Annotated in this window: 20 protein-coding genes, 1 pseudogene and 2 riboswitches; of the genes and pseudogenes, 12 read left to right on the forward strand and 9 right to left on the reverse strand. The window is 66.8% G+C overall.

Annotated elements, in window-relative coordinates; all coding sequences use genetic code 11:
* The 10 genes from RBR29_RS03345 to RBR29_RS03390 all read left to right on the forward strand — a co-directional run.
* The coding region (locus RBR29_RS03345; protein WP_320347231.1) for a BamA/TamA family outer membrane protein at positions 1-1722 on the forward strand (1722 nt) is incomplete at its 5' end.
* Entirely contained in the window at positions 1722-5291 is a 3570-nt protein-coding gene (locus RBR29_RS03350) for a translocation/assembly module TamB domain-containing protein (protein WP_320347233.1), read from the forward strand. The genes RBR29_RS03345 and RBR29_RS03350, both read left to right, overlap by 1 nt.
* A 60-nt stretch (positions 5292-5351) precedes the next feature.
* Positions 5352-5915 carry a dCTP deaminase gene (dcd, locus tag RBR29_RS03355; protein WP_320347235.1) on the forward strand — a complete coding sequence of 188 codons (564 nt, stop codon included), beginning with the start codon at positions 5352-5354 and terminating at the stop codon, positions 5913-5915.
* A 91-nt stretch (positions 5916-6006) separates the two neighbouring features.
* On the forward strand, positions 6007-8271 hold the full coding sequence (locus RBR29_RS03360) for an arginine/lysine/ornithine decarboxylase (protein ID WP_320347237.1): 2265 nt from the start codon (positions 6007-6009) through the stop codon (positions 8269-8271).
* 60 nt (positions 8272-8331) lie between these two features.
* The gene (locus RBR29_RS03365; protein WP_320347239.1) at positions 8332-9645 is read left to right on the forward strand and encodes an aminoacetone oxidase family FAD-binding enzyme; all 1314 of its coding nucleotides are present in this window, start codon (positions 8332-8334) and stop codon (positions 9643-9645) included.
* A gap of 89 nt (positions 9646-9734) precedes the next feature.
* Complete coding sequence (locus RBR29_RS03370; RefSeq protein ID WP_320347241.1) at positions 9735-10919, forward strand: CoA transferase; 1185 nt, start codon at positions 9735-9737, stop codon at positions 10917-10919.
* Positions 10920-10988: 69 nt separating this feature from the next.
* Positions 10989-11085: riboswitch (glycine riboswitch) on the forward strand.
* 12 nt (positions 11086-11097) lie between these two features.
* Positions 11098-11201, forward strand: a riboswitch (glycine riboswitch).
* A gap of 41 nt (positions 11202-11242) precedes the next feature.
* Positions 11243-12325, forward strand: coding sequence for a glycine cleavage system aminomethyltransferase GcvT (gene gcvT, locus RBR29_RS03375; protein WP_320347243.1), 1083 nt, complete (start codon positions 11243-11245; stop codon positions 12323-12325).
* Positions 12326-12384: 59 nt separating this feature from the next.
* On the forward strand, positions 12385-12756 hold the full coding sequence (gene gcvH, locus RBR29_RS03380; protein ID WP_320347245.1) for a glycine cleavage system protein GcvH: 372 nt from the start codon (positions 12385-12387) through the stop codon (positions 12754-12756).
* A gap of 56 nt (positions 12757-12812) precedes the next feature.
* Positions 12813-15692 carry an aminomethyl-transferring glycine dehydrogenase gene (gcvP, locus tag RBR29_RS03385; protein ID WP_320347247.1) on the forward strand — a complete coding sequence of 960 codons (2880 nt, stop codon included), beginning with the start codon at positions 12813-12815 and terminating at the stop codon, positions 15690-15692.
* A 128-nt stretch (positions 15693-15820) separates the two neighbouring features.
* On the forward strand, positions 15821-16036 hold the full coding sequence (locus RBR29_RS03390; RefSeq protein ID WP_320347248.1) for a 4-oxalocrotonate tautomerase family protein: 216 nt from the start codon (positions 15821-15823) through the stop codon (positions 16034-16036).
* 12 nt (positions 16037-16048) lie between these two features.
* Here RBR29_RS03390 and RBR29_RS03395 read toward each other — a convergent pair whose 3' ends face one another.
* The 6 genes and pseudogenes from RBR29_RS03395 to hda form a co-directional block, all read right to left on the reverse strand.
* Positions 16049-16558, reverse strand: coding sequence for a dihydrofolate reductase (locus RBR29_RS03395; RefSeq protein ID WP_320347265.1), 510 nt, complete (start codon positions 16556-16558; stop codon positions 16049-16051).
* 93 nt (positions 16559-16651) lie between these two features.
* Positions 16652-16852, reverse strand: a pseudogene (locus tag RBR29_RS03400) (winged helix-turn-helix transcriptional regulator); the annotation flags it as partial.
* A gap of 48 nt (positions 16853-16900) precedes the next feature.
* On the reverse strand, positions 16901-17410 hold the full coding sequence (locus RBR29_RS03405) for a 2-amino-4-hydroxy-6-hydroxymethyldihydropteridine diphosphokinase (protein WP_320347250.1): 510 nt from the start codon (positions 17408-17410) through the stop codon (positions 16901-16903).
* A 59-nt stretch (positions 17411-17469) separates the two neighbouring features.
* Positions 17470-18852: a polynucleotide adenylyltransferase PcnB gene (gene pcnB, locus RBR29_RS03410; RefSeq protein ID WP_320347252.1), complete on the reverse strand. Its 1383-nt coding sequence runs from the start codon at positions 18850-18852 to the stop codon at positions 17470-17472.
* Positions 18853-18925: 73 nt separating this feature from the next.
* Positions 18926-19630 carry an HAD family hydrolase gene (locus RBR29_RS03415; RefSeq protein ID WP_320347254.1) on the reverse strand — a complete coding sequence of 235 codons (705 nt, stop codon included), beginning with the start codon at positions 19628-19630 and terminating at the stop codon, positions 18926-18928.
* Positions 19627-20364 carry a DnaA regulatory inactivator Hda gene (gene hda, locus RBR29_RS03420; protein ID WP_320347255.1) on the reverse strand — a complete coding sequence of 246 codons (738 nt, stop codon included), beginning with the start codon at positions 20362-20364 and terminating at the stop codon, positions 19627-19629. Before hda ends, RBR29_RS03415 begins: the two co-directional genes overlap by 4 nt.
* A gap of 74 nt (positions 20365-20438) precedes the next feature.
* Here hda and purM point away from each other — a divergent pair, with 74 nt between their 5' ends.
* Positions 20439-21488, forward strand: a complete 1050-nt coding sequence (gene purM, locus RBR29_RS03425) for a phosphoribosylformylglycinamidine cyclo-ligase (protein WP_320347257.1) — start codon at positions 20439-20441, stop codon at positions 21486-21488.
* Between the two features lie 7 nt (positions 21489-21495).
* Here purM and miaA read toward each other — a convergent pair whose 3' ends face one another.
* Together miaA and mutL are read right to left on the reverse strand one after the other, a co-directional pair.
* Positions 21496-22452 carry a tRNA (adenosine(37)-N6)-dimethylallyltransferase MiaA gene (gene miaA / locus RBR29_RS03430; protein ID WP_320347258.1) on the reverse strand — a complete coding sequence of 319 codons (957 nt, stop codon included), beginning with the start codon at positions 22450-22452 and terminating at the stop codon, positions 21496-21498.
* 43 nt (positions 22453-22495) lie between these two features.
* Positions 22496-24382, reverse strand: a complete 1887-nt coding sequence (mutL, locus tag RBR29_RS03435; RefSeq protein WP_320347260.1) for a DNA mismatch repair endonuclease MutL — start codon at positions 24380-24382, stop codon at positions 22496-22498.
* A 58-nt stretch (positions 24383-24440) separates the two neighbouring features.
* On the opposite strand from mutL, the gene RBR29_RS03440 reads away from it, so the two are divergent.
* Positions 24441-25103: a VTT domain-containing protein gene (locus RBR29_RS03440; RefSeq protein WP_320347262.1), complete on the forward strand. Its 663-nt coding sequence runs from the start codon at positions 24441-24443 to the stop codon at positions 25101-25103.
* A gap of 66 nt (positions 25104-25169) precedes the next feature.
* On the opposite strand, the gene RBR29_RS03445 is transcribed toward RBR29_RS03440, so the two are convergent.
* Positions 25170-26525, reverse strand: coding sequence for an N-acetylmuramoyl-L-alanine amidase (locus RBR29_RS03445; RefSeq protein ID WP_320347263.1), 1356 nt, complete (start codon positions 26523-26525; stop codon positions 25170-25172).
* Positions 26526-26578: the final 53 nt, after the last annotated feature.

The following is a 26578-nucleotide window of genomic DNA, read 5'->3' on the forward strand; positions in this document are numbered from 1 at the left end:
CCACCCAAGGTGTTGCAATCCATTACAAATGCGGTGGACGCCATTACGCGACTGGCCGAGGACCAGGACGTGCGCGAGGTCTCGCGCCTGCGGCGGCGTGCCTGGGAAGCCGCCCAGGCCGCCTTGCGGACCCAGGGTTATTTTGGCGCGACCGTCATGCTGGACGTTTCGCCGGGCGCGGCGAACGGGGGCGAATTCTGGGATATCACGATCGACACCGGCGAACGCGCCCGGGTGCGTCAACTGGGCCTGCGCTTCGCAGGCGCGCTTGCCGGGGATGCCTACGCCGCCCGGCGCCAGTCGCTGCGCGATCTGTGGCTGCTCAAGCAAGGCATGCCGTTCATCAATGATGACTGGAGCCGGGCCAAGACCGAATTGCTGGATGCCGCGTCGCGCCGGGATTTCTATTACGCCCGTTACGCGCAGACTCGGGCGGTGGTCGATCCCGAGGCGGCCAAGGCCGATCTGGATGTCGCGCTTGACAGCGGGCCGCCGGTGCGGTTGGGCGAACTCCAGATCATCGGCCTGAAGCGGGTGCCCGAATCCCTGATCCGGCGCTATGTGCGCTACGATCCGGGCGATGCCTATGACCAGACGCGCCTGGAAGACTGGCAGCAGGCCTTGCAGTCCACCACGTTCTTTCGTGGTGCTTTCGTCACCCTGGCCGATGGTCCGGCATCGGGGGCGGAGGGCGGGCAGGCTGGTGCCCCGCAGCCATCTGCCCGCCTTCGGGGTACCGATCCTGTCACGCTGCCGGTGCGCGTCCAGGTAACCGAAGGCCCGGCCCGCTATGCCAGTGGTTCGCTGGGTGCCGACAGTGACCATGGCGTGCGGGTCGAGGGGTTGTATCGGCAAAATGTGGTCCATGGCCTGCCGGTCTGGATCGAAACCGGCGCCGGGGTCGATACAAAACGGCAGCGTGTCTTTTTCGACGTGCATCTGCCGCCCGGCATGGACGGCAGCAAGGACAGTTTCGGTTTGCTGTACGACCATTCGGATATCGAGGGCCTGGAGACCAGCCGTGCCGGCCTGGGCTGGAAACGCAGCCAGACGCGCAAGGCGGCGGGTGACAGCCGTGTCGAATACGAGGTCCGCTGGGGGGGGCTGGTCGCCTACGACAAGACCCGCATTTCCGGCGATTCGCGCTACGAGGTCCCCAGCTGGGCGGCCACCTGGCAGTGGCTGCGTCGTGACGTGGATTCGAAATACGATCCCCGCGAAGGCAATCTGGTCGAGTTCGGCCTGGGCGTGGGCACGACCCTGGATGATGGCAAATCCTTTTACCGCAGCAGCCTGCGTGCCCAGCGATGGTGGCCGATCGGTGAACGCGATGTCCTGACCGTGCGCGGCGAGATTGGCAAGGTCTGGGCACACACGGATCGGTTGCCGCAGGATTTCTACTGGCGCACCGGCGGGTCGCGCAGCATCCGGGGCTATCGCTACCAGAGCATCGGCCTGCAGCGTGGCAATGCCGTTGTCGGTGCGCCCGTGCTGGGCGTGGCCAGTGTCGAATACACGCACTATTTCACCGATATCCTGGGAGCCAATCTGTTCGTTGATGCGGGGGACGCCGCCGAATCCTTCGGCCAGTTCGACTGGCACCTGGGTTATGGGGCCGGCCTGGCGGTGCGCACGCCGGCTGGGCCGTTCTATGTCGATCTGGCCTGGGCGCAGAAGGACCGCCGTCTGCGGCTGCAATTTTCCCTGGGGATCGCATTTTGATGGCGCGCATCTGGCGTGGCCTGCGGGCCTTCGGACTCTGGGGGCTGCCGCCTGTCGTGCTGGCACTGCTGCTGGCCATCGGCTTTGCCGCCTGGTGCGTCTCCAGCGAGACGGGCACCCGTTGGTTGCTGCGCACGGTCGCCAGCCAGCTGGATGGCGAGGTCCATGGGGTGCGCGGCACCCTGATCCGGGGGCTGTACGTGGAAGGCCTGACGGTCGCCCTGCCTGACGTGGATGTGCGCGTGGCCGGCCTGCATCTCAAGACGCTCTGGCCGGAACTGCTGGATCGCCGTCTGCATGTCAACGATCTGTCGGCGGCGCAGGTGGACGTGGACCTGCGCACCGCGCCGGGCACCGCGCCCGCCGTCGATGACGACCAGCCTTTCCAGGTGCCGGCCTTGCCGCTGGGGCTGAGGGTCGATCGGCTGGCGCTGGGGGGGCTGGGTCTGCGCATCGATGGGGAGCCCTTGCCGGTCGATCTGCTGTCGGTTTCGACGGCCTTGACGCTGGATGCTCAGACGGCGACCGTCAAGCTGGATCATTTGCAGGCGGCGTATCAGAACACCCTGTTCAGGCTGGAAGGTGATCTGGCCCTGCGTGGGCTGGCGGCACCCTGGCCCTTCGAACTCAACCTGCACGGCACCGCCCAGGATCGCAGCGAACAGTCGCCGGTCTGCCTGCGGCGGTTGATGGCGGCCGGCAGCCGGCAGCTTGCCAGCGCCGCGCCCGAAGGCGCATGCCGTATCGACCTGGACCTGCGCCTGACAGGGACGCTGCAGGCGCTGCACCTGCAGGCCAGCGGCCGGGGTGAGGGCATGACACTGCAGGCGAGCGCCGATATTCACCCGGGCGAGTCCTTTCCCCTGGGGGCCGCGCAAGTGGATCTGCATCTGCCGGATGATGCCCGTGTGACACTCGATGCCCAACCGGGGGTACCGGGGACGGATGGCTTGCGCCCGGTCCAGGTCCGCTGGTCCGTGCAGCAGTTGCGCCCGGACCCTTGGCTGCCTGCAGAATTGGGGGCTTCGCTGCTCAATCTGAAGGGCGAGTTGCAGGCCCGCCTGGATGCTGGACAGCGATTGCAGGATCTGGGCCTGAGTCTGGTGTTCGATGGACCGAACCGTTGGAATGGCCAGCCCCTGTCAGGCCGGATCCGCCTGAATCGTCTGTCGCGACTGAGGGGCGTACTGTTTGACGCGCAGGCGGCGGCGCCCGTGGATGTCCTGGGGCTCCAGGCCTCTGGTCTGGATGTGGATCTGGCTTTGGGGCCGGACCGGGTCCAGGCCAGCGGGAATGCTTCGGCACACGCCAGCCGTCTGGTGCTGCAGGCTCGCCTGCCGGCCCTGGCGGCGCTGTGGCCCGGCCTGACGGGCGGTGCGGAACTGGATCTGGACGTGTCCGGTCCGCTGGCCGATCATCGAGGCCGCCTGAAGGCCAGCTATAGGCCGCCGGACGCCCAGGCGGACGTGCCCGGGCGAGCGCCTCTGAGCCTGGCACTGGATCTTGGAGGGCGCTGGACGCAGGCCGGGGGCTGGCGTGGACAATTGACCACGCTGCGAGCCGAGCACGCCGGCCTGGTCCTGGACAACCGGGCTGCGGTGCCGCTGGCGCTTGATCCGGAAGGCGGATGGCGGGTCGGCCAGGCGATCCTGGGGCTGGCGCTGGATGGTGAATCCCTGCTCAGCCTGGATCATCAGGCGTCGGCTGGCCGCCAGGGGCATTGGGAAACCCGTGGCCGCATCGATCCGCTGACCATCACCCCGGTCAGGATCACCCGGATCCAGTCCTGGCTGATGCGTGCCGGGGCGCGGCAGGGTGGTGTGCGCACCGAATTGTCCGAACAGGCGCAACGCAGCCGCCTGGACGCGCGCCTGGAATGGAATCTGAAATTTGACGATGCCCTGAGCGGCAATATCCACCTGGCCCGTCGGGCCGGCGATCTGACGGTGCCCGGCGACATGCCGATCCAGCTTGGCCTGGAGGCCGCCGGCCTGGATATCGCCATCCGGCGCATCGGCGCAGGCCTGAGTCGTGCCGATGCCGACTTTCAGGTCCAGACACGCGACATGGGCAGCATGCGCTTGCGTGTCGATACCCCGATCCATGCGACCCCGGGGGGCGGGCTGGCCTTGCGGCCGCAGGACGAGCGTCACCTGCGTTTCGAGACCCGTTCCAGGGATCTGTCCTGGGCCAATCTGCTGCTGGACGGGGAAATGGAAATCGGCGGTACTCTGGATGCCGACATCCAGGGCAGCAGCCGTCCCGATGGGCGCTGGACGCTGTCAGGCCCGCTCAGCGGCGATGGCCTGCGACTGTTGATTGCCGATCAGGGCGTACGGCTGCTGGATGGTACCTTGCGGGCCCATTTCGATGGATCCCGGCTGCTGCTGGATCAGTTGCGTTTCCCGGCAGTGCGCCGGGTCGTGCCCAAGGAATGGCGTACCGCCACCTGGATTGCGGAAAATCCGGACGCCCAGAACGGCGATCTGGTCCTGTCAGGCGTCTGGGATCTGAGCGCAAGCCAGGGGCAGGCGGACCTGGCCTTCCGGCGGTATCCGATCCTGCAGCGTTCCGACCGCTACGCCATGGTCAGCGGTGATCTCCAGGTCCGGGCCACCCTGCCGGAAATCCGCATCGGTGGCAAGATCACGGCCGACGCCGGCTGGTTTGATCTGGACATGCTCAACGCGATCCCGTCCCTGGACGGCGATGTGGTGGTTCTGGCGCCAGGCCAGCAGCCAGCCGCGCTGGACTGCCAGGACCCATCGGTGCAGCGAACGGATGCCGACCCATGCCCGGGCGCATCGCCGCCCCTGGACCTGCGGGCCGACCTGACCATCGATCTGGGGCCGCGTTTCTACCTGACCGGCTTCGGCCTGAATTCGGGGCTGGTCGGCAGCATGGACCTGCACCTGGCAGAAGGCAAGATCACGGCGCTGGGGCAGCTGCGCACCCGGGGCGGCGCCATCGACACCTACGGCCAGCATCTGCAACTGCGGCGCGGCACCATCACTTTCCAGGGCGATGTGGCCAATCCCGTGCTCGATATCCAGGCACTGCGCACCGGCGTGGCGGTCCAGGCCGGGGTCCAAGTGGCTGGGACTGCCCGGCGGCCGCGCATCGACCTGATGTCGATTCCCGAAGTCAGCGAGACCGAGAAACTGTCCTGGCTGCTGCTGGGCCATGGGCCGGATCAGGGCGGCGCGGACATGTCGCTGCTGTTTTCCGTGGGCAGTTCCTTCCTGTCGGGCGGCGAGCCGTTCTACAAGCGCTTTGGTCTGGACGAACTGAGCATGCGCTCAGGCGAACTGGGCAGTACGGGCAGCATCCTGCCGGCCGAGAGTGTCGTCAGCAGCCTGGATGCCGGCGCCAGCCCTATCGAGCAGCGTTTCGTCCTGGCCGGCAAGCGCCTGACCGACGAATTGCGATTGAGCCTGGAGCAGGCTCTGGCGCAGACCGGCACGGTGGCGCGGCTGAGCTATCGGCTGATGCGTGGCCTGCAGGCCGAGGTGACGACAGGGACGGTCAGCGGCCTGGCCTTGGTCTATCGCTGGTTCTCGATGGACTGATCGGTGCGCCGTGCGCCCCGATGTGTCTTAAAATACCGCAACTTTGAACAGAGGGCGCTCATGAGCATCAAAAATGACCGCTGGATCCGGCGCGCTGCGCAGGCCGGCATGATCGACCCCTTCGAGCCGGGTCAGGTGCGCTCGGTCGACGGCCAGCGGATCGTCAGCTACGGCACCAGCAGCTACGGCTATGACGTGCGCTGCGCCAATGAATTCAAGATCTTCACGAACATCAACTCCACCATCGTCGACCCCAAGGCCTTCGATGAAAAGTCCTTCGTGGATTTCCAGGGCGATGTCTGCATCATCCCGCCCAATTCCTTCGCGCTGGCCCGCACGGTCGAATATTTCCGCATCCCGCGCTCCGTGCTGACCGTGTGCCTGGGGAAAAGCACCTATGCCCGCTGCGGCATCATCGTCAACGTCACGCCGCTGGAACCCGAATGGGAAGGCCACGTGACGCTGGAATTTTCCAACACCACCCCCCTGCCGGCAAAGATCTACGCGGGCGAGGGCTGCGCCCAGATGCTGTTCTTCGAAAGCGACGAGGTCTGCGAGACTTCCTACGCCGACCGGGGCGGCAAATACCAGGGGCAGCAAGGGGTCACGTTGCCACGCACATAGCGCACGTCCAGCCATGCTGGCTGTTCCGGCCCTGGGCGCGCGTCCAGGGCCGGGGTTCTTCCGGGATCCCGGGCCCGATACGGTGAATGCCATGAAATTTCGTTTCCCCATCGTCATCATCGACGAAGACTATCGTTCCGAGAACGCCTCGGGCTTCGGCATCCGCGCACTGGCTGCCGCCATCGAGGCTGAAGGCGTCGAGGTCCTGGGGGTCACCAGCTATGGCGACCTCAGTTCCTTTGCCCAGCAGCAGAGCCGCGCCAGCGCCTTCATTCTGTCGATCGATGACGAGGAATTCGACGAGGATTCCCCGGAAGACGTGGCCAACGCGATCAAGAACCTGCGCGCCTTCATCGGCGAACTGCGTTTCCGCAACGAAGACATTCCCATTTACCTGTACGGGGAAACGCGCACCTCGCAGCACATCCCCAACGACATCCTGCGCGAACTGCACGGCTTCATCCACATGTTCGAGGACACGCCGGAATTCGTCGCGCGCCACATCATTCGCGAGGCCCGCGCCTATCTGGACAGCCTGCCGCCGCCGTTTTTCCGCGAACTGCTGGAATACGCGTCCGACGGATCCTATTCCTGGCACTGTCCCGGGCATTCGGGCGGGGTGGCTTTCCTGAAAAGCCCCGTGGGGCAGATGTTCCACCAGTTCTTCGGCGAAAACATGCTGCGTGCCGATGTCTGCAATGCGGTCGACGAACTGGGTCAGCTGCTGGACCACACCGGCCCGGTGGCCGAATCCGAACGCAATGCAGCGCGTATCTTCCACGCCGACCACTGCTTTTTCGTCACCAACGGCACGTCCACGTCCAACAAGATCGTCTGGCACGCCAACGTCGCCGCAGGCGACGTGGTGGTGGTGGATCGCAACTGCCACAAGTCGATCCTGCATGCCATTACCATGACCGGCGCCATTCCGGTGTTCCTGCGCCCCACGCGCAATCACCTGGGCATCATCGGTCCGATTCCACTGGAAGAGTTCGACCCCGAGAACATCCGCAAGAAGATCGAGGCCAACCCCTTCGCGCGCGAGGCGGCCAACCAGCGCCCGCGCATCCTGACGCTGACCCAGAGCACCTACGACGGCGTGATCTACAACGTCGAGATGATCAAGGAAAAGCTCGGCTCGGAAATCGACACCCTGCACTTTGACGAGGCCTGGCTGCCGCATGCCGCCTTCCACGAATTCTACGAGGACATGCATGCCATCGGTCCGGACCGGCCGCGCAGCAAGGACACGATGATCTACGCGACGCATTCCACGCACAAACTGCTGGCGGGCCTGTCGCAGGCTTCGCAGATCGTGGTGCAGGATTGCGAATCGCGCCAGCTCGACCGCAACATCTTCAACGAGGCGTTCCTGATGCATACGTCCACGTCGCCGCAATACGCGATCATCGCGTCCTGCGACGTGGCGGCGGCCATGATGGAACCCCCGGGCGGCACGGCCCTGGTCGAGGAATCCATCCGCGAGGCCCTGGATTTCCGCCGCGCCATGCGCAAGGTCGAATCCGAATTCGGCAAGAACGACTGGTGGTTCAAGGTCTGGGGCCCCAACCGCCTGGTGGCCGAGGGCATCGGCAACCGCGAAGACTGGATCCTGGGCTCGGGCGATGAATGGCACGGTTTTGGCGACCTGGCCGAAGGCTTCAACATGCTCGATCCGATCAAGGCCACGGTGGTGACGCCGGGACTGGATATTTCGGGCACGTTTGCCGATTCCGGCATTCCGGCGGCGCTGGTCTCGCGCTATCTGGTCGAGCACGGCGTGGTGGTGGAAAAGACCGGCCTGTATTCCTTTTTCATCCTGTTCACCATCGGCATCACCAAGGGCCGCTGGAACACCTTGCTGACCGCCCTGCAGCAGTTCAAGGACGACTACGACCGCAACCAGCCCCTGTGGCGGGTGCTGCCGGAATTCAGCCGCACGCACAAGCGCTACGAGCGCATGGGGCTGCGCGATCTGTGCCAGAAAATCCACGAGGCCTATCGGCACTATGATTTCGCCCGCCTGACCACGCGGGTGTATCTCAGCGACATGGTGCCGGCCATGCGGCCGGCCGATGCCTATGCGCGCATGGCGCACCGCGAGGTCGAGCGCGTGCCGGTAGAACAACTCGAAGGCCGCGTCACCGGGGTCCTGCTGACTCCCTATCCACCGGGCATCCCGCTGCTGATTCCGGGCGAACGCTTCAACCGCGATATTGTCGATTACTTGAAGTTCACCCAGGAATTCAACCAGCAGTTCCCAGGATTCGAGACCGATGTCCATGGCCTGGCCTACGAACTCGACGAACAGGGCCGGCGCCACTATTACGTGGACTGCATCCGCGAAGGCGCCTGATGGCCTGTTGCGCCGCTGCCAGCACAAGGCAGGTGCCGTCATGAGCGGCGGGGCGGCTGCGTGAGCGGCGACCGTTTCGATGTGGCCGTGGTCGGCGCTGGCGCGGCCGGCATGATGGCCGCTGCCGTCGCGGCGCAGCGCGGCCTGCGGGTGGTCCTGATCGACCATGCCGCACGACTGGCGGAAAAGATCCGCATCTCCGGCGGCGGACGCTGCAACTTCACCAATCTGGGCGCCAGCCCCGCGCAGTTCCTGTCGCGCAATCCCGACTTCTGCCGTTCCGCCCTGCGGGCCTACGGGCCGGGGGATTTCCTGGACCTGCTGCGCGCGCATCGCGTGTCCTGGCACGAAAAGCATCGGGGCCAGCTGTTCTGCGATGATTCCAGCGAATCGATCATCCAGGTCCTGCGCCGCGAGTGCGAGGCCGGCGGGGTGCGCTGGCGCATGCCCTGCGCGGTCCGGGCCGTGGGCCGGGAAGCGGACGGCTTCCGGCTGGACACCGATGCCGGTCCGATCCATGCCGCCCGGCTGGTGCTGGCGACGGGCGGCATGGCGATTCCGCAACTGGGCGCTACCGATTTCAGCCTGCGGATCGCGCGCCAGTTCGGCCTGAAGATCGTCGAACCGCGCCCGGCGCTGGTGCCGCTGATCTTCGATGCGGACCAGTGGCGCCCCTATGGTGCGCTGGCCGGCGTGTCCCTGGAAGTGCGCTTGTCGCACGAGGCCGCCGTGATCGACGGCGGCGGCAAACGGTCCCGCCGGCCGGCCCGCGCCGAATTCCTGGAAGACCTGCTGTTCACCCATCGTGGCCTGTCGGGGCCGGGCATCCTGCAGCTTTCCAGTTATTGGCGTGCGGGCGATCCGATTCGCATCGATCTGTCGCCCGGGCGCGATATGGCCGAGGTGCTGGTGACCGCCAAGCCGGGCAACCGCCAGACCGTGGCAGCCGCCCTGGCCCAGGTCTGGCCCCGTCGCCTGGCCGAGGCCTGGCTGGGGGCCGCAGGCGCCGCCTGCAAGGGGGCAAGGGCGGACGATCTGGCGAATCCGGGCGGCAGTGTTGCGGACGATCTGCGAGGACTGGGTGGCTTGCGCCTGGCCGACGCGCCCGATCGCCGCCTGCGCGCCCTGGCCGAACACATCCATGGCTGGATGCTGTGCCCCACGGGTACCGCCGGCTACAAAAAGGCCGAGGTCATGAGCGGCGGCGTGGACACCGACGAGCTCGACCAGCGCAGCCTGGAATCGCGCCGCTGCCCCGGCTTGCACGTGATCGGCGAGGCGGTGGACGTCACCGGCTGGCTGGGCGGCTACAACTTCCAGTGGGCCTGGTCTTCCGGCGTGGCCTGCGGGCGGGCGCTGGCAGCGGCAGGCTGAGCCTGAATGCCGCCTGTCGCCTGCGGGCAGGCGGCGTCTTCCGGGTGACGATAGAATCGACCGGTATTCATGGTGATTGGAGGATGGACATGCGCAAACCCCTGGACGGCATCCGTGTGCTGGAAATGGGCCAGCTCATTGCGGGGCCGTTTGCCGCGAAAATGCTGGGCGAATTCGGCGCCGAGGTCATCAAGATCGAACCTCCCGGCCAGGGCGACCCCCTGCGCAACTGGCGGCTGCTGCACGCGGGCACTTCGGTCTGGTGGCAGGTGCAGTCGCGCAACAAGCAGTCCGTCACGCTGGACCTGCGCCAGCCGGAAATCCAGGCCGTCGTGCGCCGCCTGGTGGCCGAATGCGATGTGGTGGTGGAAAACTTCAAACCCGGCACGCTGGAATCCTGGGGCCTGGGCTGGGATGACCTGCGCGCCGTCAATCCGCGCCTGGTGATGCTGCGTGTCTCGGGCTACGGCCAGACCGGCCCTTACCGGGACCGGGCAGGGTTCGGCGTAGTGGCCGAAGCCATGGGGGGGCTGCGATATCTCAGCGGCGAACCGGGCCGCGCGCCGGTGCGTGTGGGCGTGTCCATCGGCGATTCCCTGTCGGCCCTGCATGGCGTCATCGGCGTGTTGCTGGCCTTGCGCGCGCGCGACCGCGACGGCGAAGGCCAGATGATCGACGTGGCGTTGTATGAATCGGTCTTCAACATGATGGAAAGCCTGCTGCCCGAATATGCCGTGTTCGGCGAAGTCCGCCAGCCGGCCGGCAGCAGCCTGCCGGGCATCGCGCCCAGCAACGCCTACGCCTGCCGCGACGGCTACGTGCTGATCGCCGGCAACGGCGACAGCATCTTCCGCCGCCTGATGCAGGCCATCGGGCGGCCGGATCTGGGCGATGATCCGGCGCTGGCGCACAACGCCGGGCGTGTCGCCCGGGTGACCGAGATCGACGGCGCCATTGGCGACTGGGCGGCGACGCGCACCCAGGACGAGGTCCTGGACGCCCTGAATGCGGCGCGCATCCCGGCTGGCCGCATCTACGACATCGCCGACATCGCTGCCGACCCGCACTACCGGGCCCGGGACATGATTCTGGACCAGCCGCTGCCCGACGGCACGCCCTGCCAAGTGCCGGGGATCGTGCCGAAACTGTCGGCTACCCCGGGCGGCATCGATCGTCCGGCCCCGGCGCTGGGCCAGGATACCGACGCCGTGCTCGACCGGCTGGGCGTGGGCGCGGACACTCGGCGCGCCTGGCGGGAACAGGGGTTCATCTGAGGCTCCCTGAGGGTTCGGGTGGATTGTTGAATCATCCCATTTCAGAGTATGCTTCACCCTTGCTGTCACCCGATGCGGGTGGGAGAGTGCCGCCGTGTGTATCGGGCGGCCGCCGAAGGCGCAATTCGCCCGGAATCGCTCAGGCACCCCGTACCATTCGCATGATGCCGTCATGGCATCGCAGCATTCTGGAGAGACCCGCCTCCCATCCGGGCGCGGGCGCCGAAGGTGAACCCCCTGCGGTACGGGGCAACTCTCAGGCAAAAGGACAGAAGGGCGCCGTCGGCATTTTCCGCCACCCTTTTTTCTCGTCCGGAGTTTCCATGCCCGCGCAAACCCCCCTGTACGAAACCCACGTCGCCCTGGGCGCCAAGATCGTCGACTTTGGCGGCTGGGACATGCCTCTGGCCTACGGGTCCCAGATCGAAGAACACCACGCCGTGCGCAAAGCCGCTGGCATGTTCGACGTGTCCCACATGCTCAATGTCGATGTCGCTGGCGAACGCGCCCAGGATTACCTGCGCCATCTGCTGGCCAACGATGTGGCGCGCATCGCGGGCCAGCCGGGCAAGGCCCTGTATTCCTGCATGCTGCGCCCCGATGGCGGGGTGATCGATGACCTGATCGTCTATTTCTTTGCTCCGGAACGCTGGCGTGTCGTCGTCAATGCGGGCACGGCGGACAAGGACCTGGCCTGGATGCGGGAACAGGCCGCCGCCTATGGCGTGACCGTCACCCCGCGGCGCGATCTGGCCATGGTCGCCGTCCAGGGGCCTTCCGCCCGGGAAGCGGTCTGGTCCGTGCATCCCGACTGGAAGCCCGTCACCCAGGACCTCAAGCCTTTCACTGGCACGATGATCGACGAAAACACGCTGGTGGCACGCACGGGCTACACCGGCGAGGACGGTTTCGAAATCGTCCTGTCGGCCACCGCCGTGAAGGCTTTCTGGGACGCTCTGGCGCAGGCCGGCGTACGGCCCTGCGGCCTGGGCGCGCGCGACACGCTGCGCCTGGAAGCCGGCATGAATCTCTACGGCCAGGACATGGACGAGACCGTCCACCCCCTGGAATCCGGCCTGGCCTGGACCGTGTCGTTCAAGGACGAGTCCCGCGATTTCATCGGCCGCGCCGCCCTGGAATCCGCGTCCAGGGCCCGCGAACTGGTTGGCCTGAAACTGCTCGAACGCGGCATCATGCGCGGCCACATGAAGGTCCGCACCGCCCAGGGCGAAGGCGAACTCACCAGTGGCACCATGGCGCCCACACTGGGCGTTTCCATTGCCCTGGCCCGTGTGCCGGCCGGCGCGGCACCGGGCGACCGTGTCGAGGTCGAAATCCGCGGCAAATGGCTGCCTGCGGAAATCGTGCGCCCGCCGTTCGTGCGCAATGGTCAGGCGCTGGTCTGATCCGCCGCAGCCACGATCCTTTTTCCTTTCATTCTCCACCACTGACAACGGGGTACATCATGTCCATTCCCAACGACCGCAAATACACGGCCTCTCACGAGTGGGTCAAGGCCGACGGCGACTGCTTCCTGGTCGGCATCACCGACGACGCCCAGGACCAGCTCGGCGACCTGGTTTTCGTCGGCGACGTCCAGATCGGCGCGCATCTGGCTGCCGGCGATACGGCAGCCGTGGTTGAATCCGTCAAGGCCGCCTCTGACATCTATGCGCCGGTGGCCGGCGAAATCGTGGCCTTCAACGAAGCCCTGAACGACCAGCCCGCCTTGATCAACGAAGGCGCCTACGAGCAATGGATCTTCAAGATCAAGCCCGACAATGCCGCCGATCTCGACGGCCTGATGGACGCCGCCGCCTACGAGGCGCAGGCCTGATCCACGCAGCGTCCCCCGATTCCTGATTCACTCGGTCTTACCCCGGAGAGCCACTCATGCTGCGCGACCCCGCCACGCATTCCGAATTCATTGCCCGCCACATCGGGCCGTCCGAAGCCGACCAGCGGGCCATGCTGGCGGCCATCGGCACCCCCAGCCTGGACGCCCTGATCCGCGAGGTCGTGCCGGAAAACATCCTGTCCGAAGCGCCGTACCTGGATTTGCCGGCTCCGCTCAGCGAAGTCGAGGCGCTGGCGGACCTGAAGGCCGTCGCTGGCCGCAACCAGATCCTGCGCAGCTATATCGGCCAGGGCTACTACGGCACCTACGTGCCGCATGTGATCCTGCGCAACATCCTGGAAAATCCCGCCTGGTACACCGCCTACACGCCGTACCAGCCGGAAATTTCCCAGGGCCGCCTCGAAGCCCTGCTGATTTTCCAGACCATGATTGCCGACCTCACGGGGCTGGACATCGCCAACTCGTCGCTGCTCGATGAGGGCACGGCGGCCGCCGAGGCGATGACCCTGGCGCGCCGGGTCTCGCGCGCCAAGACCGATCGTTTCTTCGTGTCCGTCCACGTTCACCCCCAGACCCTGGAAGTCCTGCGCACGCGCGCGGCAGGGCTGGGCATCGAACTGGTGGTGGGTGACGAGGCCGACGGCCTGCCGGATTGCTATGGCGTGCTGCTGCAATATCCGCACAGCCTGGGCGGCGTGGCCGACTATCGCGCGCTGGCCGAACAGGCCCATGCCGCAGGCGCCATCGTGGCCGTGGCCACGGACCTGCTGGCGCTGGCGCTGCTGGCGCCGCCGGGGCAGTGGGGCGCCGACATCGCGGTGGGTTCGGCCCAGCGCTTTGGCGTGCCCATGGGTTATGGCGGCCCGCACGCCGGCTTCATGGCCTGCAAGGATGCCTACAAGCGCAACCTGCCGGGCCGCCTGGTCGGGGTATCCCAGGATGCGCGCGGCGAACCGGCCCTGCGCCTGGCGCTGCAGACCCGCGAACAGCATATCCGTCGGGAAAAAGCCACGTCCAACATCTGCACCGCGCAGGTGCTGCTGGCCGTGATGGCTGCCATGTACGCGGTGTGGCATGGGCCTCAGGGCATCACCCGCATCGCGCGCCGCGTGGCCGCGCACACCGGCCAGTTGGCGGGCGCCCTGCGCGCCATGGGCCTGACGGTATGCAACGACACTTTCTTCGACACCCTGCACCTGGAAACCGGCGCCCGCACCCAGGCGGTGCTGGACGCCGCGGTGGATGGCGGCATGAATCTGCGCCGGGTGGACGACACCCACGTCGCCCTGTCGCTGGACGAGACCGTCGGCGTCCAGGACATTGAAATCCTGGTGGGCGTGCTGGCCGCCGGCATGGGCGTGGCGCGCGTGACCCCGGATTTTTCGGTGCAGGCCGACGGCATTCCGGCTGCGCTGCGCCGCCAGGGCGCCATCCTGGCGCATCCGGCCTTCTCTCGCGTCAAGTCCGAGACCGACATGCTGCGCTACCTGCGCGCGCTGGCCGACAAGGATCTGGCGCTGGACCGCACCATGATTCCGCTGGGCTCCTGCACCATGAAGCTCAACGCCACCGCCGAAATGATTCCGGTGACCTGGCCTGAATTCGGCCATATGCACCCATTCGCTCCGGCCGGCCAGGCGCAGGGCTATCAGGAAATGATCGAACGCCTGAGCGCCGCGCTGTGCGAAATCACGGGCTATGACCGCGTCAGCCTGCAGCCCAATTCCGGTGCCCAGGGCGAATACGCCGGTCTGCTGGCGATCCGCGGCTACCACCAGGCCAACGGCGACCATCAGCGCAATGTGTGCCTGATCCCGGCTTCTGCGCATGGCACCAACCCGGCCTCGGCGCACTTGGCGGGCATGGACGTGGTGGTCGTGGCCTCGGACGACAACGGCAACATCGACATGGCCGACCTGCGGGCAAAAATAGCCCAGGTCGGCGACCGCCTGGCCGCGCTGATGATCACCTACCCGTCCACGCACGGCGTGTTCGAGACCACGGTGACCGAAATCTGCGGCCTGATCCATGATGCCGGCGGCCAGGTCTACCTGGACGGTGCCAACATGAACGCCATGGTGGGCGTGGCCCGGCCGGGGCGTTTCGGTTCGGATGTGTCGCACCTGAACCTGCACAAGACGTTCTGCATCCCGCACGGGGGCGGCGGCCCGGGCGTCGGCCCGGTGGCGGTGCGTGCGCATCTGGCGCCGTACCTGCCCGGTGTGGTGGGCGAGGATGGTCGTCTGCCGCCGGGCCAGTCCGGCCCGGTGTCGGCTGCGCCCTATGGCTCGGCCAGCATCCTGCCGATTTCGACCCTGTACATCATGATGATGGGGGCCGAAGGCCTGCGCCGCGCCACCCAGGTGGCGATCCTGAGCGCCAATTACCTGGCCACGCGCCTGGCGCCGCATTATCCGATCCTGTATGCCGGCGCTAATGGCCGGGTGGCGCACGAATGCATTCTGGACATCCGTCCGATCAAGGACGCCAGCGGCATCGGCGCCGAGGACATTGCCAAGCGCTTGATGGATTATGGCTTCCACGCACCGACCATGAGCTTCCCGGTGGCGGGCACCCTGATGGTCGAACCGACGGAATCCGAAGGCCTGGCTGAACTGGATCGTTTCGTCGATGCGATGATTGCCATTCGCCAGGAAATCGCCGCCGTCGAACGTGGCGAACAACCGGCGGACGACAATCTGCTGGTCAACGCGCCGCATCCGGCGGCCACGCTGCTGGTCCAGGACTGGACGCATCCATACACCCGCGAACAGGCCGCCTTCCCGTTGCCCGGCATGGCAGCACGCAAGTACTGGCCGCCGGTCGCCCGGGTGGATAATGCCTGGGGCGATCGCAATCTCAGCTGCGCCTGCCCGCCGGTGGAATCCTACGCGGACACGCCCGTCTCGGCCTGATGGCCTCCCTGGCCCGGCGTCTGGCAAGACACGGGCCAATGATCTGCCCCCCGGCGGGTTCCGCCTTGCGCGGTCCGCCGGGCTTTTGTATCCTCGCCTTTCAGACTACCAGACCCAGAGATTGCGGCATGCCCTACGTCAACATCAAGATCACCCGCGAGGGTGCCACCGCCGAACAGAAAGCCCGCCTGATTCAGGGCGCCACTCAGCTGCTGGTCGATGTCCTGGGCAAGAACCCCAAGACCACGTTCGTGATCATCGAAGAAGTCGATACCGATAATTGGGGGATCGCAGGCGAACCCGTGACGGCAATCCGGGCGCGCGCCAAGGCTGCAGGCGGTTGATCCTGTCTGTGTTCAACCGGCCTTGGTGCCCGGAATGCGCCGGTACGTGACGAAGTCATAGGCCAGGCCGTTTTCCGGCGGCTGGGGCAGGCGTTCGATTTCCTGCCAATGTCCGGTGGGGAGTTCCGGAAACCAGGTGTCGCCGTCCAGGTCGGCGTGGATTTCCGTGGCGATCAGTTCGTCGGCCAGTGGCAGGGCCAGGCGGAATATCTGTTCGCCCCCAATGACGCAGACGATTCTTGCCTGTTCGCAGCTGGCCAGGGCGGCGGCCAGGGTGGCGTGGCATTCGGCGCCAGGCGCAGTGAAATCCGGGTCGCGGCTCAGCACCAGGTTGCGTCGGCCAGGCAGGGGGCGGCCCAGGGACAGCCAGGTCTTGCGCCCCATCACGATGGGATGCCCCAGGGTGCTGCGCTTGAAATGCGCCAGATCGGCGGGCAGATGCCAGGGCATGCCGCCGTCGCGGCCAATCACGCGGGTATCGGTGTAGGCGACGACCAGGCGGATCAGAGGGCTGGTCGGCATGGTGGAAGGATTCTGTGAAGCCATGCGCGCCAGTGTAAACCACGATCCAGGTGCGCGGCTGGCTCGGGCATCGGCCGGTTCAGGCAGCCGGGGGCGGATGACGATGCCGGCGGTTTCCAGTTCGGCCAGCCGGTGAGTGAGCACGTTGGCACTGATACGGCCCAGGCCGGCCCGCAGATCGGTGAAGCGCTTTGGGCCAAGCATCAGTTCGCGCACGATGAGCAAGGCCCAGCGTTCGCCGATCAGATCCAGGGCGTGGGCGGCGGCGACAGACAGGAGACGAAGATGGAACACAAGCAACAGCAAAACGACGCGCAGGCCGGGCGGCGCCTGCGCGGGGGCTTAGTCCGCAAGGCGCCGGATGGGCTGGTCCGCGCAACGGGCCAGCAGATCGGCCAGGCTGCCCTGGGCCAGCACCAGGCCGGGTGCCAGGTCCGCCAAGGGGCGCAGGACGAAAGCGCGCTCGTGCATCCGGGGGTGGGGGACGGTCAGGGTGGGCTGGTCGATCGCGCAGTTGCCATACAGCAGCAGGTCCAGGTCCAGGGTGCGCGGGGCATTGCGATAGGGGCGTTCCCGCCCGTGTCGCTGCTCGATGGCCTGTAGTACCGCCAGCAGATCCAGCGGCGGCAGCGAGGTGTGCAGGCTGGCCACGGCGTTGACGTAGTCCGGGCCCGAGGAATCCAGCGGTGCCGTGGCGTACAGGGGCGAGAGCCGCAAGCAGGACACGCCGGCCACTGCGGCCAGTTCGGCGGCTGCGCAACGCAATGTGGTGGCCGCATCGCCCAGGTTGGCACCCAGGCCGATCCAGGCCAGCACGGTTGGCGTGTCGAGGGACAGTGTGTCTGGGGGCATGGTGTCTGGGGTGCTGGACGATCCGCCGCGCTGCATGTCGGCAGATCGTCGCCCGGTGTTCAGGCCGCGCCGCCGTCCGGTGCGGTGGCGGCCAGCCCGTCCGTGCCGGTGGCCGGGCGGCGCCGACGGCGGCGTTTGCGGGTCGCGCCCGCGCGGCGCGCGCTGGCGTGGCCTGCCTGCCAGGTGTCGATCATCTGCGAACGGCGCTCGTCGTTGCTGTTGGCCAAGTCCATCCACCACTGGGCCAGGACGCTGTCGACTTCACGCGCTTCGGCGCGCAGTTGCAGAAAATCCACGGCAGCGCGAAAGCGTGGTTGTTCCAGCATGCGCCAGATCGAACGCACCGTCGCGCGTTCGAAACGGGCTTGCATCAGCCAGATTTCGCGCATGTCGGCCTGGTGGCGGCGCTGGATGGCCAGTTTGTCCATCTGCGCCTCGATGACCGAATCGGCCGCGCGGATCAGGGCCTCGTGGCGCTGTACCCCCTGGGCGACCAGGGCGGCCCAGCGTTTTTGCACCAGGCGCCACAGCAGGGCAGCGAACAGAAAACTTGGGCTGACGGGCTTGCCGGCCCGCACGCGGGCATCGGTGCGCGACAGGGCGATTTCGACGAAGGCCTCGCCGCCGTCTTCTTCGAAGATGCGATCGATCAGCGGGATCAGGCTTTTCATCAGGCCCGAGCGGCGCAGTTCGCGCAGGCAGTCCATGGCGTGGCCGCAGGTCAGCAGCTTGAGGGTTTCGTCAAACAGGCGCGAGGCCGGGACGTGTTCGATGAGCGGCGACAGCCGGCTGATCGGGGCTGCGGTGGCCGGGTCGATGCGCGCGCCCAGCTTGGCCTGGAAGCGCAGCGCCCGCAGCATGCGGACCGGGTCCTCGCGGTAGCGTGTTTCGGGGTCGCCGATCATGCGCACCACGCGGTTCTTCAGGTCCGCCACCCCCTGGTGAAAATCGATGACTTCTTCTTTCAGGGGGTCGTAGTACAGGGCGTTGATGGTGAAATCGCGCCGTGCGGCGTCCTGTTCGTGGGTGCCGAATTCGTTGTCGCGCAGGATGCGCCCGTGTTCATCGGTTTCCTGGTTGCCGGAAGACGGTGCCCGGAAGGTCGAGGTCTCGATGATTTCCTGGCCGAACACCACATGCACCAGCTGGAAGCGCCGGCCAATGATGCGGGCGCGCCGGAACAGCGGTCGGACCTGGTTGGGCGTGGCGTTGGTGGCGACGTCGAAATCCTTGGGTTCCAGGCCCACGATCAGATCGCGTACCGCGCCGCCCACGATGTAGGCGTCGAACCCGTGCTGGTTCAGGACCTCGCAGACTTTGATCGCGTGTCGCGATACCAGGCGCCGGTCGATGCCGTGCTTGTCGCGCGACAGGCGCGACGGGCCGCTGGGCGGGGTCGCGAACAGGCGCGAGACAAAATTCTTGATGGTCTGCTTGAGCATGGCGCGTATTTTAAGGCCTTGTCATGGACATGTCGCTGTGAACGGGGGATCGGGTGCGGCTGGCCGGTCGTTGTCAGGATTTGCTGTCTTGCAGGGTGCCGAACAGGTCGAGGATGCGCCAGCCCCGGCCGGCAGCGGTTTCGCGCAGCGCCGGGCTGGGGTTGGTGGCCACCGGGTGGGTCACGGCTTCCAGCAGGGGCAGATCGTTCATGGAATCGCTGTAGAACCAGGATTCCTTGAAGTCCTCCAGTTGCCGGCCCTGGGCGTCGAGCCATTGGCGCACGCGCACGACCTTGCCGGCCTTGAAGCTGGGGGTGCCTTCGATGCGGCCTGTGTAGCCGCCCTGCGCATCGCGTTCCGGGATGGTGGCGATCAGGTGGTCGAAGCCCAGGGCCCGGGCGATGGGGCCCGTGACGAACGCGTTGGTTGCCGTGACGATGGCGCACAGCCCGCCGCGGTCCTGGTGCGCCGCGATCAGTTCGCGCGCAGCCGGCAGGATGCCCGGTTCGACGACTTCGGCCATATAGTCCAGGTGCCATTGATCGAGTTCTTCCGGTCGGCCCAGGCGCAACAGGCCCAGCATGAAATCGGCGGCCTCTTCGGCCGACAGAGTGCCCTCGTTGTAGCGGCGCATCAGATCGTCGTTGCGGCGGCGGGCGGCTTCGGGGTCGCCGGCGCGGCCAGTGCGCGCCAGGAATTCGGCCCATTGATAATCGCTGTCAAAGGGCAGCAGGGTGTGGTCCAGATCGAACAGGGCCAGGTGAGTCGGCGCAGTCATGGGGTCCTCGGGATGGCTGGCGCATCGGCCAGCAGGTCTTTCAACAGGGGCAGGGTGATGGGGCGGTGGCGGGCCAGGGAATATTGGTCCAGGCTGTCGATCAACGCCGTCAGGCGTCCCATGTTGCGGTCGCAGCGGGTCAGGATCCAGTGCAGAACCTCGTCGGACAGCTGCAGTCCGCGTTGCTGGGCGCGGTCGCGCAGAGCCTGGGCACGGTCTTCGTCGGACAGTTGTTCCAGGCGGTAGACCAGGTCCCAGCCCAGGCGGGTGCGCAGGTCTTCGCGCAGGGGCATGGACAGGGGCGCGCGGTCGCCCGACACCAGCAGGGCGAAGGCACCTGGCGTGCCGGCGGCGGTGCGCCAGCGGTTGAACAGGGCAAACAGCGCCGCCTGGGCAGCCGGGTTCAGGTCGGCGACATCGTCCACCGCCACCAGGGACAGGGCCTGATCCTCGTCGGTGGCCAGGGCGTGCAGGCGCTGCGCCGGCGCGCGCGCATCCAGATAATGGCAGCCTGCGCCCTGCGCCCGGGCACGCAGCAAATGGCTGCGCCCCGAACCGGTGCCGCCCCACAGGTAGACGGCGCGACCAGGGGCCAGTGCCCGCACGGCCTCCAGCGCAGCCAGGTTTGCGCCGGGCACGAAACCATCCAGCGACGGCATCGTGCCCGGCAGGATATCGAGCAATAATTGCCGCGCCTGGGGCTGTGTTGAAGGCGGGGTCCGGTCGTGCGTCATGCTGGGGGGAACTTCATCGTAAAATCAGGCCAATATCCAAACCTGCAATTCTTGCACATTCGGCGGTTTTTCTCATGACACAAGGCTCTTCCCCCTCCATGACCTATCGCGATGCCGGGGTCGATATCGATGCCGGCGATGCGCTGGTCGATCGCATCAAGCCCCTGGCTGCCCGCACGATGCGCCCCGGCGTGATGGCGGGGATCGGCGGCTTCGGCGCCTTGTTCGAGATCCCGCGCCACCTGCGCGAACCGGTGCTGGTGTCCGGCACCGATGGGGTGGGCACCAAACTGCGCCTGGCCTTCGAATGGCAGCGCCACGACACCGTTGGCATCGACCTGGTCGCCATGAGCGTCAACGACATTCTGGTCCAGGGGGCCGAACCCCTGTATTTCCTGGATTACTTCGCCTGCGGCAAACTGTCCGTGGATACGGCGGCCCGTGTCGTGGGCGGGATTGCGCGCGGTTGCGAATTGGCCGGATGCGCCCTGATCGGCGGCGAAACTGCAGAAATGCCCGGCATGTACCCGGACGGCGAATACGATCTGGCGGGCTTTGCAGTCGGCGTCGTCGAAAAATCCGCGATCATCGACGGCGCCAGCATCCAGGCCGGTGACACGGTGCTGGGGCTGGCTTCCAGTGGCGCGCATTCCAACGGCTATTCTCTGGTGCGCAAGATCCTGCAGCATGCCGGTGCGCGTCCCGACCAGGACCTGGGCGGTCGCCCATTGGCCGACGTGGTCATGGAACCCACCCGCATCTACGTCAAATCCGTGCTGGCCGCCCTGGCGGCCCATGGCGCGGGGATCAAGGGTCTGGCGCACATCACCGGCGGGGGCCTGCTGGAAAACGTGCCGCGCATCCTCAGGCCGGGCCTGTGCGCCCGCCTGCACCGGGATGCCTGGTCATGGCCGGCGCTGTTCCAGTGGCTGCAGACCCAGGGTGGCGTGGCCGATCAGGAAATGACGCGCGTGTTCAATTGCGGTATCGGCATGGTGCTGGTGGTGGATGCGGCCCAGGCCGATGCCATTGCCGCCACCCTGCGTGCCCAGGGCGAAACCGTCCATGTCCTGGGCGAAATCGAACCCCAGGCGGCAGACGGGGCTCAGACGCTCGTGGTCTGATCGGGACTCAGGCGTTCAGCGCTGGTGCCAGCATGGGCTCGCAGGCCGCAGCGACTTGTTCCGCCACCCGATCCGACAGGCAATCAACGGTCTTTCGTCCCGGCAGCGCGCGCAGCCAGGTGATCTGGCGCTTGGCCAACTGGCGGGTGGCCGCAATGGCCTGTTCGATGGCCTGATCCAGGGAAACGCGCCCGTCCAGATGATCCCAGATCTGCCGGTAGCCCACGCAACGGATCGATGGCAGGCCAGGGTGCAGATCGGCGCGGGCATGCAGGGCGCGCACCTCGTCCAGCAGCCCGGCGTCGATCATGGCGTGATAGCGCTGGGCGATGCGGGCATGCAGCACGGCCCGGTCCGATGGTTCCAGACTGATCGTCTCGAAACGCCAGCCAGGCAGCAAGGGCGTCGGCGGTTGTTGCGCCAGCCAGGCGCTCATGGGGCGGCCGCTGCTGCGCCAGACTTCCAGCGCGCGCTGCAGGCGCTGGCTGTCGTTGGGTGCCAGCCTGGCCGCCGTGACGGGATCCACGCGGGCCAGTTCGGCATGCAGGGCGGGCCAGCCGCGTTCCTGGGCCTCTTCATCCAGTTCGCGGCGGATGGCCGGGTCGGCCTCGGGCAACTCGTTCAAGCCCTCGCGCAGGGCCTTGTAGTACAGCATCGTGCCTCCGCACAGCAGGGGAATCCGGCCACGCGCACGGATGTCCCGCGCCAGCGCCGCGGCGTCGCGGGCGAATTCGGCGGCGGAATAGGCCTGTGCCGGGTCGCGGATGTCCAGCAGGTGGTGCGGCACGCATGCGCGTTCCTCGGCCGAAGGTTTGGCGGTGCCGATGTCCATGCCCCGGTAGATGGTGGCTGAATCCATGACGATGATTTCGATCGGCCAGCGCCGTGCCAGCGCCATCGATGCCGCCGACTTGCCCGATGCGGTCGGCCCGGCCAGGCAGAGCAGTACGGGGGCCGGGGGCATGCCGTCTGCTGGATCGTGGGGGAGACGAGTGGGCGGCATCGGATCACTGTCCCCGCATGAACAGCTTGTCCAGGTCGTTCAGGCTCCATTGGAACCAGGTTGGGCGGCCATGGTTGCACTGGTCGGCGCGCTCAGTGCGTTCCATCTGGCGCAACAGGGCATTCATCTCGTCCAGCGTCAAACGCCGGTTGGCGCGCACTGCGCCGTGGCAGGCCATGGTCGACAGCAGTTCGTTGCGCTGCTCGCGCAGCCGGGCCGAATGACCAATGCGCTCGATGTCGGCCAGCACCCCACGCGCCAGGGATTCGATGTCGCCCCGGGCCAGCAGGGCCGGCACGGCGCGCACGGCCAGCGAGGCCGGGCCGGTGGCGCGGATCCGCAGGCCCAGGTCATCCAGCGTGTCCTGGTGCGCTTGCGCGGTGGCGACCTGGATTTCCGTGGCGGTGAATACCACCGGCACCAGTAGTTCCTGCGCGGGCAGGGGCGCCTGGTCCAGGGCCTGTTTCAGGGATTCGTAGACCACGCGCTCGTGCGCGGCGTGCATGTCCACCAGGACCAGGCCGCGCGTGTTCTGGGCCAGGATGTAGATGCCGTGCAATTGGCCCAGCGCCATGCCCAGGGGCAGGTCGATGTCGGCCGTGGTCGCGGCAGCCGGGGCCCCCTGTCCAGGCATCCGGGGGGGATCGCCCGCTGTGGCTCGCGGGGGGGCTGCGTGTCCCAGCTCGGGGTCCGCCGCCGTCGTGCGGGCGTCGGCATCCAGGGGCTGATACAGCTTGCGCCAGTCCTGGGCCGAGATCCGGTCGTTCAGCGCAAAGCGTTGCTGGACCGGGATGCGGGATGGGTAGGGGGTTACCGTGCCGGGCGTTCCGGGCTGCGTTCCGCCAGCTGCATTGCCATTGCCGTCCGTCGGCGTGGGGGGGGCGCTGGCGGGGCTGTCCGCCGCAGCGCCGCCGCGTCCCGCGAGCGCCTCGCCCAGGGTTTGCGCGACGTAGCGGTGCACGGCCCCGCTGTCACGAAAACGGACCTCGTGCTTGGCCGGGTGCACGTTGACATCCACCCCCGCCGGGTCCAGCGTCAGGAACAGCACGAAAGCCGGCTGGCGGTCGCCGTGCAGCACATCGGCATAGGCCTGGCGCACCGCATGGGAGACCGTGCGATCGCGCACATAGCGGCCGTTGACGTACAGGTATTGCCGGTCGGCGCGGCTGCGGGCGAAGGTCGGCCGCGTGATGCAGCCTTCCAGGGCGACCAGCCCTTGTTCGGCCGAGACGGGCAGGCTCTGGGATGTGAATTCTTCGCCCAGCACGTCGCGGATGCGGCCGTGGATGTCGGTGGCCGGCCAGTTGCGCTGCGGCTTGTCGTTGTGGAACACGCGCAAGGCCACGTGCGGATGTGCCAGCGCAATGCGTTCGACGGCATCCAGGCAATGCGCGTATTCCGTCTGTTCGCTGCGCAGGAACTTGCGCCGCGCGGGGATGTGGTCGAACAGCTGGCGCACGTCCACCCGCGTGCCCACAGGCCCAGCGGCGGGGGTGGGGTCCGTTTGTCCGGCGGCGATCTGCCAGGCTTGCGTGTCCCCGGCGGTGCGCGAGGTCAGGGTCAGCTGGGCGACCGAGGCGATCGAGGCCAGGGCCTCGCCGCGGAATCCCAGCGAGGCCACCGATTCCAGTTCCGCCAGGGACGTGATCTTGCTGGTTGCATGGCGCTGCAGGGCCAGCGCCAGCTGGCCGGGCGGGATGCCATGGCCGTCGTCGGCCACCAGGATGCGGCGGATGCCGCCGCCATCCAGGCGGATTTCGATGGCCCGGGCGCCGGCGTCCAGGGCGTTTTCCAGCAGCTCTTTGAGCACGGAGGCGGGGCGTTCAATGACTTCGCCCGCAGCGATCTGGTTGATCAGGATATCGGGCAGGGCGGCAATGGTTCGCATCATGAAAACGATTATAGTGAGAGCTTGTTCCCGTCCCTTTCTTGCGAGGTCTCGCGGCCACATGGCTGAACTTTTCCAACTCATCCTGCACATCGACCAGCATCTGGGGGTCTGGGTGGCGCAATACGGGGCCTGGATCTACCTGATCCTGGCACTCATCATTTTCGGCGAAACAGGGCTGGTGGTGCTGCCATTCCTGCCTGGGGATTCGCTGCTGTTCATTGCCGGGGCCTTTGGCGCTTCCGGCCTGTTGGATCCCGTCCTGCTGGGGGGCATCCTGATCGTGGCCGCCATCCTGGGCAATACCGTCAATTACCAGGTGGGGCGCTTTATCGGCCCCAAGGTCTTTTCGCGCGATTACCGCTTCCTGGATCGCAAGGCCCTGGTCAAGACCCATCTGTTCTATGAAAAGCACGGTGGCAAGACCATCATGCTGTCGCGGTTCCTGCCGCTGTTCCGGACCTTTGCGCCTTTCGTCGCCGGGGTCGCGGGCATGCGCTGGCTGGCGTTCCAGCTCTACAACGCGCTGGGGGCCGTTGCCTGGATCGCTGGGCTGATCACCCTGGGATATTTTTTCGGCAATGTCCCCATCATCAAGGAACACCTCAACACCATTGTGCTGGTCGGTGTGGGGGCGGCGGCCGTGCCTGCGGCGGGCGGCGTGTTGTGGAAACTGCTGCGCAGCCGCAAGGCGGTTCCAGGAGAACGTTCCGGGACTTCCTGATGCCGCTGGCCTCGCGCCACGGACATCGGCGGGATCGGTCAGCCAGCCGCTGGATTCAGCGATGCATCAGGTGCGTCGCGCCAGCGCGGGGTTTGCCGAGAAATAATCCTGGATGCCGCTGAGCACGGCCTGGGCGATGCGCTGCTGGTGCGCCGGGGATCGCAGCAGCAGTTCTTCCTGGGGGTTGCTGATGAAGGCCGTCTCGATCAGGATCGAGGGGATGTCCGGCGCCTTCAGTACGGCAAATCCGGCGCGTTCGATGCGGTTCTTGTGCAGCTTGTTGATCTTGCCGATCTCGTTCAGAACCTGGGTGCCGACCCGGATGGAGTCATTGATCTGGGCGCCGGTGGACAGGTCCAGCAGCACTTTGGCTACCTGGGCGTTGTGCGCCCCCAGGTTCACTCCGCCGATCAGGTCGGCGTCGTTTTCCTTTTTCGCCAGCCAACGGGCGGCGGAACTGGTGGCGCCGTTCTGCGACAGCGCCCAGACCGACGAACCTCGCGCCGATGGCTTGATCCAGGCGTCGGCGTGGATGGAGATGAACAGGTCGGCCTGGACACGGCGGGCCTTTTGCACCCGCACGTTCAGCGGCACGAAATAATCGCGGTCCCGGGTCAGGTAGGCGCGCATATTGGGCTGGGCGTCGATCAGTTTTTTCAGCCGGTGTGCGATCTGCAAGGCGACGTCTTTTTCGCGTGTGCCGCGCTTGCCGATAGCCCCTGGATCTTCACCGCCGTGACCGGGGTCCAAGGCGATCAGAATCGGGCGATTCGGACGGTTTGGGCGGGTGGCGGGCGCTGGTGGGCGTGGCTGGGGCGGCGTCGAGGTGCTTTCGGGCTGCTTGCTGCGGGCGACCGGCGGCAGTTTCTGGCCTTCTACCGAGGGGATGGGGGCTTCGGTGGGGCTGTTCTGCGCGAGGCTTTCCAGGATGCCGGCCAGCGGATCGTTTTCTGCGTCTTTCAGCAGGGCCATCAGGGGGTCCTGGGCGACCTTGGGGTACAGATCCAGTACCAGGCGGTACTTGTATTCACCGATGGGTTTCAGGGTAAAGACCTGCGGAGCGACGTCCTGTTTCAGATCGAATACCAGGCGCACTACGTCGGGGCGGTTCTGACCCGCGCGCACCGCGCTGATGTAGGGATCGTTGGGGCGGATCTTGGATACCAGGTCGTTGATGGCGGGGCTCAGGCGCAGGCCATCGATATCCACCACCAGACGGTGCGGGCCATCGAGCATGAAGTGCTCGGCCTTCAGTTCGGTGTCCATTTCCAGGGTGACGCGCGTGTATTCGTCTGCGGGCCAGGTACGCACCGCCAGAATGGTGGCGGCCTGCGCCAGGCGCGGCACGACGGGCAGCAGCAGGAGCAGCGCGCTGCCGCCTGTGATCATCTTGCGTCGCAGGGGGGCGGCGGGAGCGTTCATCGGCGTGGCGGGTCCAGATGCGTCAGCCATTGTTGTCCTTTTTCACTGCAGGC

The sequence above is a fragment of the Castellaniella sp. genome (assembly GCF_034007085.1).
In the GTDB taxonomy this organism is placed as follows: Bacteria; Pseudomonadota; Gammaproteobacteria; order Burkholderiales; family Burkholderiaceae_B; genus Castellaniella.

Coding starts and splice junctions, on each gene's coding strand:
- hda (WP_320347255.1), bottom strand. CDS start 20,364: ATGACGCACGACCGGACCCCGCCTTCAACACAGCCCCAGGCGCGGCAA.
- RBR29_RS03390 (WP_320347248.1), top strand. CDS start 15,821: ATGCCCTACGTCAACATCAAGATCACCCGCGAGGGTGCCACCGCCGAA.
- gcvP (WP_320347247.1), top strand. CDS start 12,813: ATGCTGCGCGACCCCGCCACGCATTCCGAATTCATTGCCCGCCACATC.
- RBR29_RS03440 (WP_320347262.1), top strand. CDS start 24,441: ATGGCTGAACTTTTCCAACTCATCCTGCACATCGACCAGCATCTGGGG.
- RBR29_RS03350 (WP_320347233.1), top strand. CDS start 1,722: ATGGCGCGCATCTGGCGTGGCCTGCGGGCCTTCGGACTCTGGGGGCTG.
- RBR29_RS03360 (WP_320347237.1), top strand. CDS start 6,007: ATGAAATTTCGTTTCCCCATCGTCATCATCGACGAAGACTATCGTTCC.
- RBR29_RS03415 (WP_320347254.1), bottom strand. CDS start 19,630: ATGACTGCGCCGACTCACCTGGCCCTGTTCGATCTGGACCACACCCTG.
- pcnB (WP_320347252.1), bottom strand. CDS start 18,852: ATGCTCAAGCAGACCATCAAGAATTTTGTCTCGCGCCTGTTCGCGACC.
- RBR29_RS03370 (WP_320347241.1), top strand. CDS start 9,735: ATGCGCAAACCCCTGGACGGCATCCGTGTGCTGGAAATGGGCCAGCTC.
- mutL (WP_320347260.1), bottom strand. CDS start 24,382: ATGATGCGAACCATTGCCGCCCTGCCCGATATCCTGATCAACCAGATC.
- gcvH (WP_320347245.1), top strand. CDS start 12,385: ATGTCCATTCCCAACGACCGCAAATACACGGCCTCTCACGAGTGGGTC.
- RBR29_RS03445 (WP_320347263.1), bottom strand. CDS start 26,525: ATGAACGCTCCCGCCGCCCCCCTGCGACGCAAGATGATCACAGGCGGC.
- purM (WP_320347257.1), top strand. CDS start 20,439: ATGACACAAGGCTCTTCCCCCTCCATGACCTATCGCGATGCCGGGGTC.
- dcd (WP_320347235.1), top strand. CDS start 5,352: ATGAGCATCAAAAATGACCGCTGGATCCGGCGCGCTGCGCAGGCCGGC.
- RBR29_RS03395 (WP_320347265.1), bottom strand. CDS start 16,558: ATGCCGACCAGCCCTCTGATCCGCCTGGTCGTCGCCTACACCGATACC.
- gcvT (WP_320347243.1), top strand. CDS start 11,243: ATGCCCGCGCAAACCCCCCTGTACGAAACCCACGTCGCCCTGGGCGCC.
- miaA (WP_320347258.1), bottom strand. CDS start 22,452: ATGCCCCCGGCCCCCGTACTGCTCTGCCTGGCCGGGCCGACCGCATCG.
- RBR29_RS03405 (WP_320347250.1), bottom strand. CDS start 17,410: ATGCCCCCAGACACACTGTCCCTCGACACGCCAACCGTGCTGGCCTGG.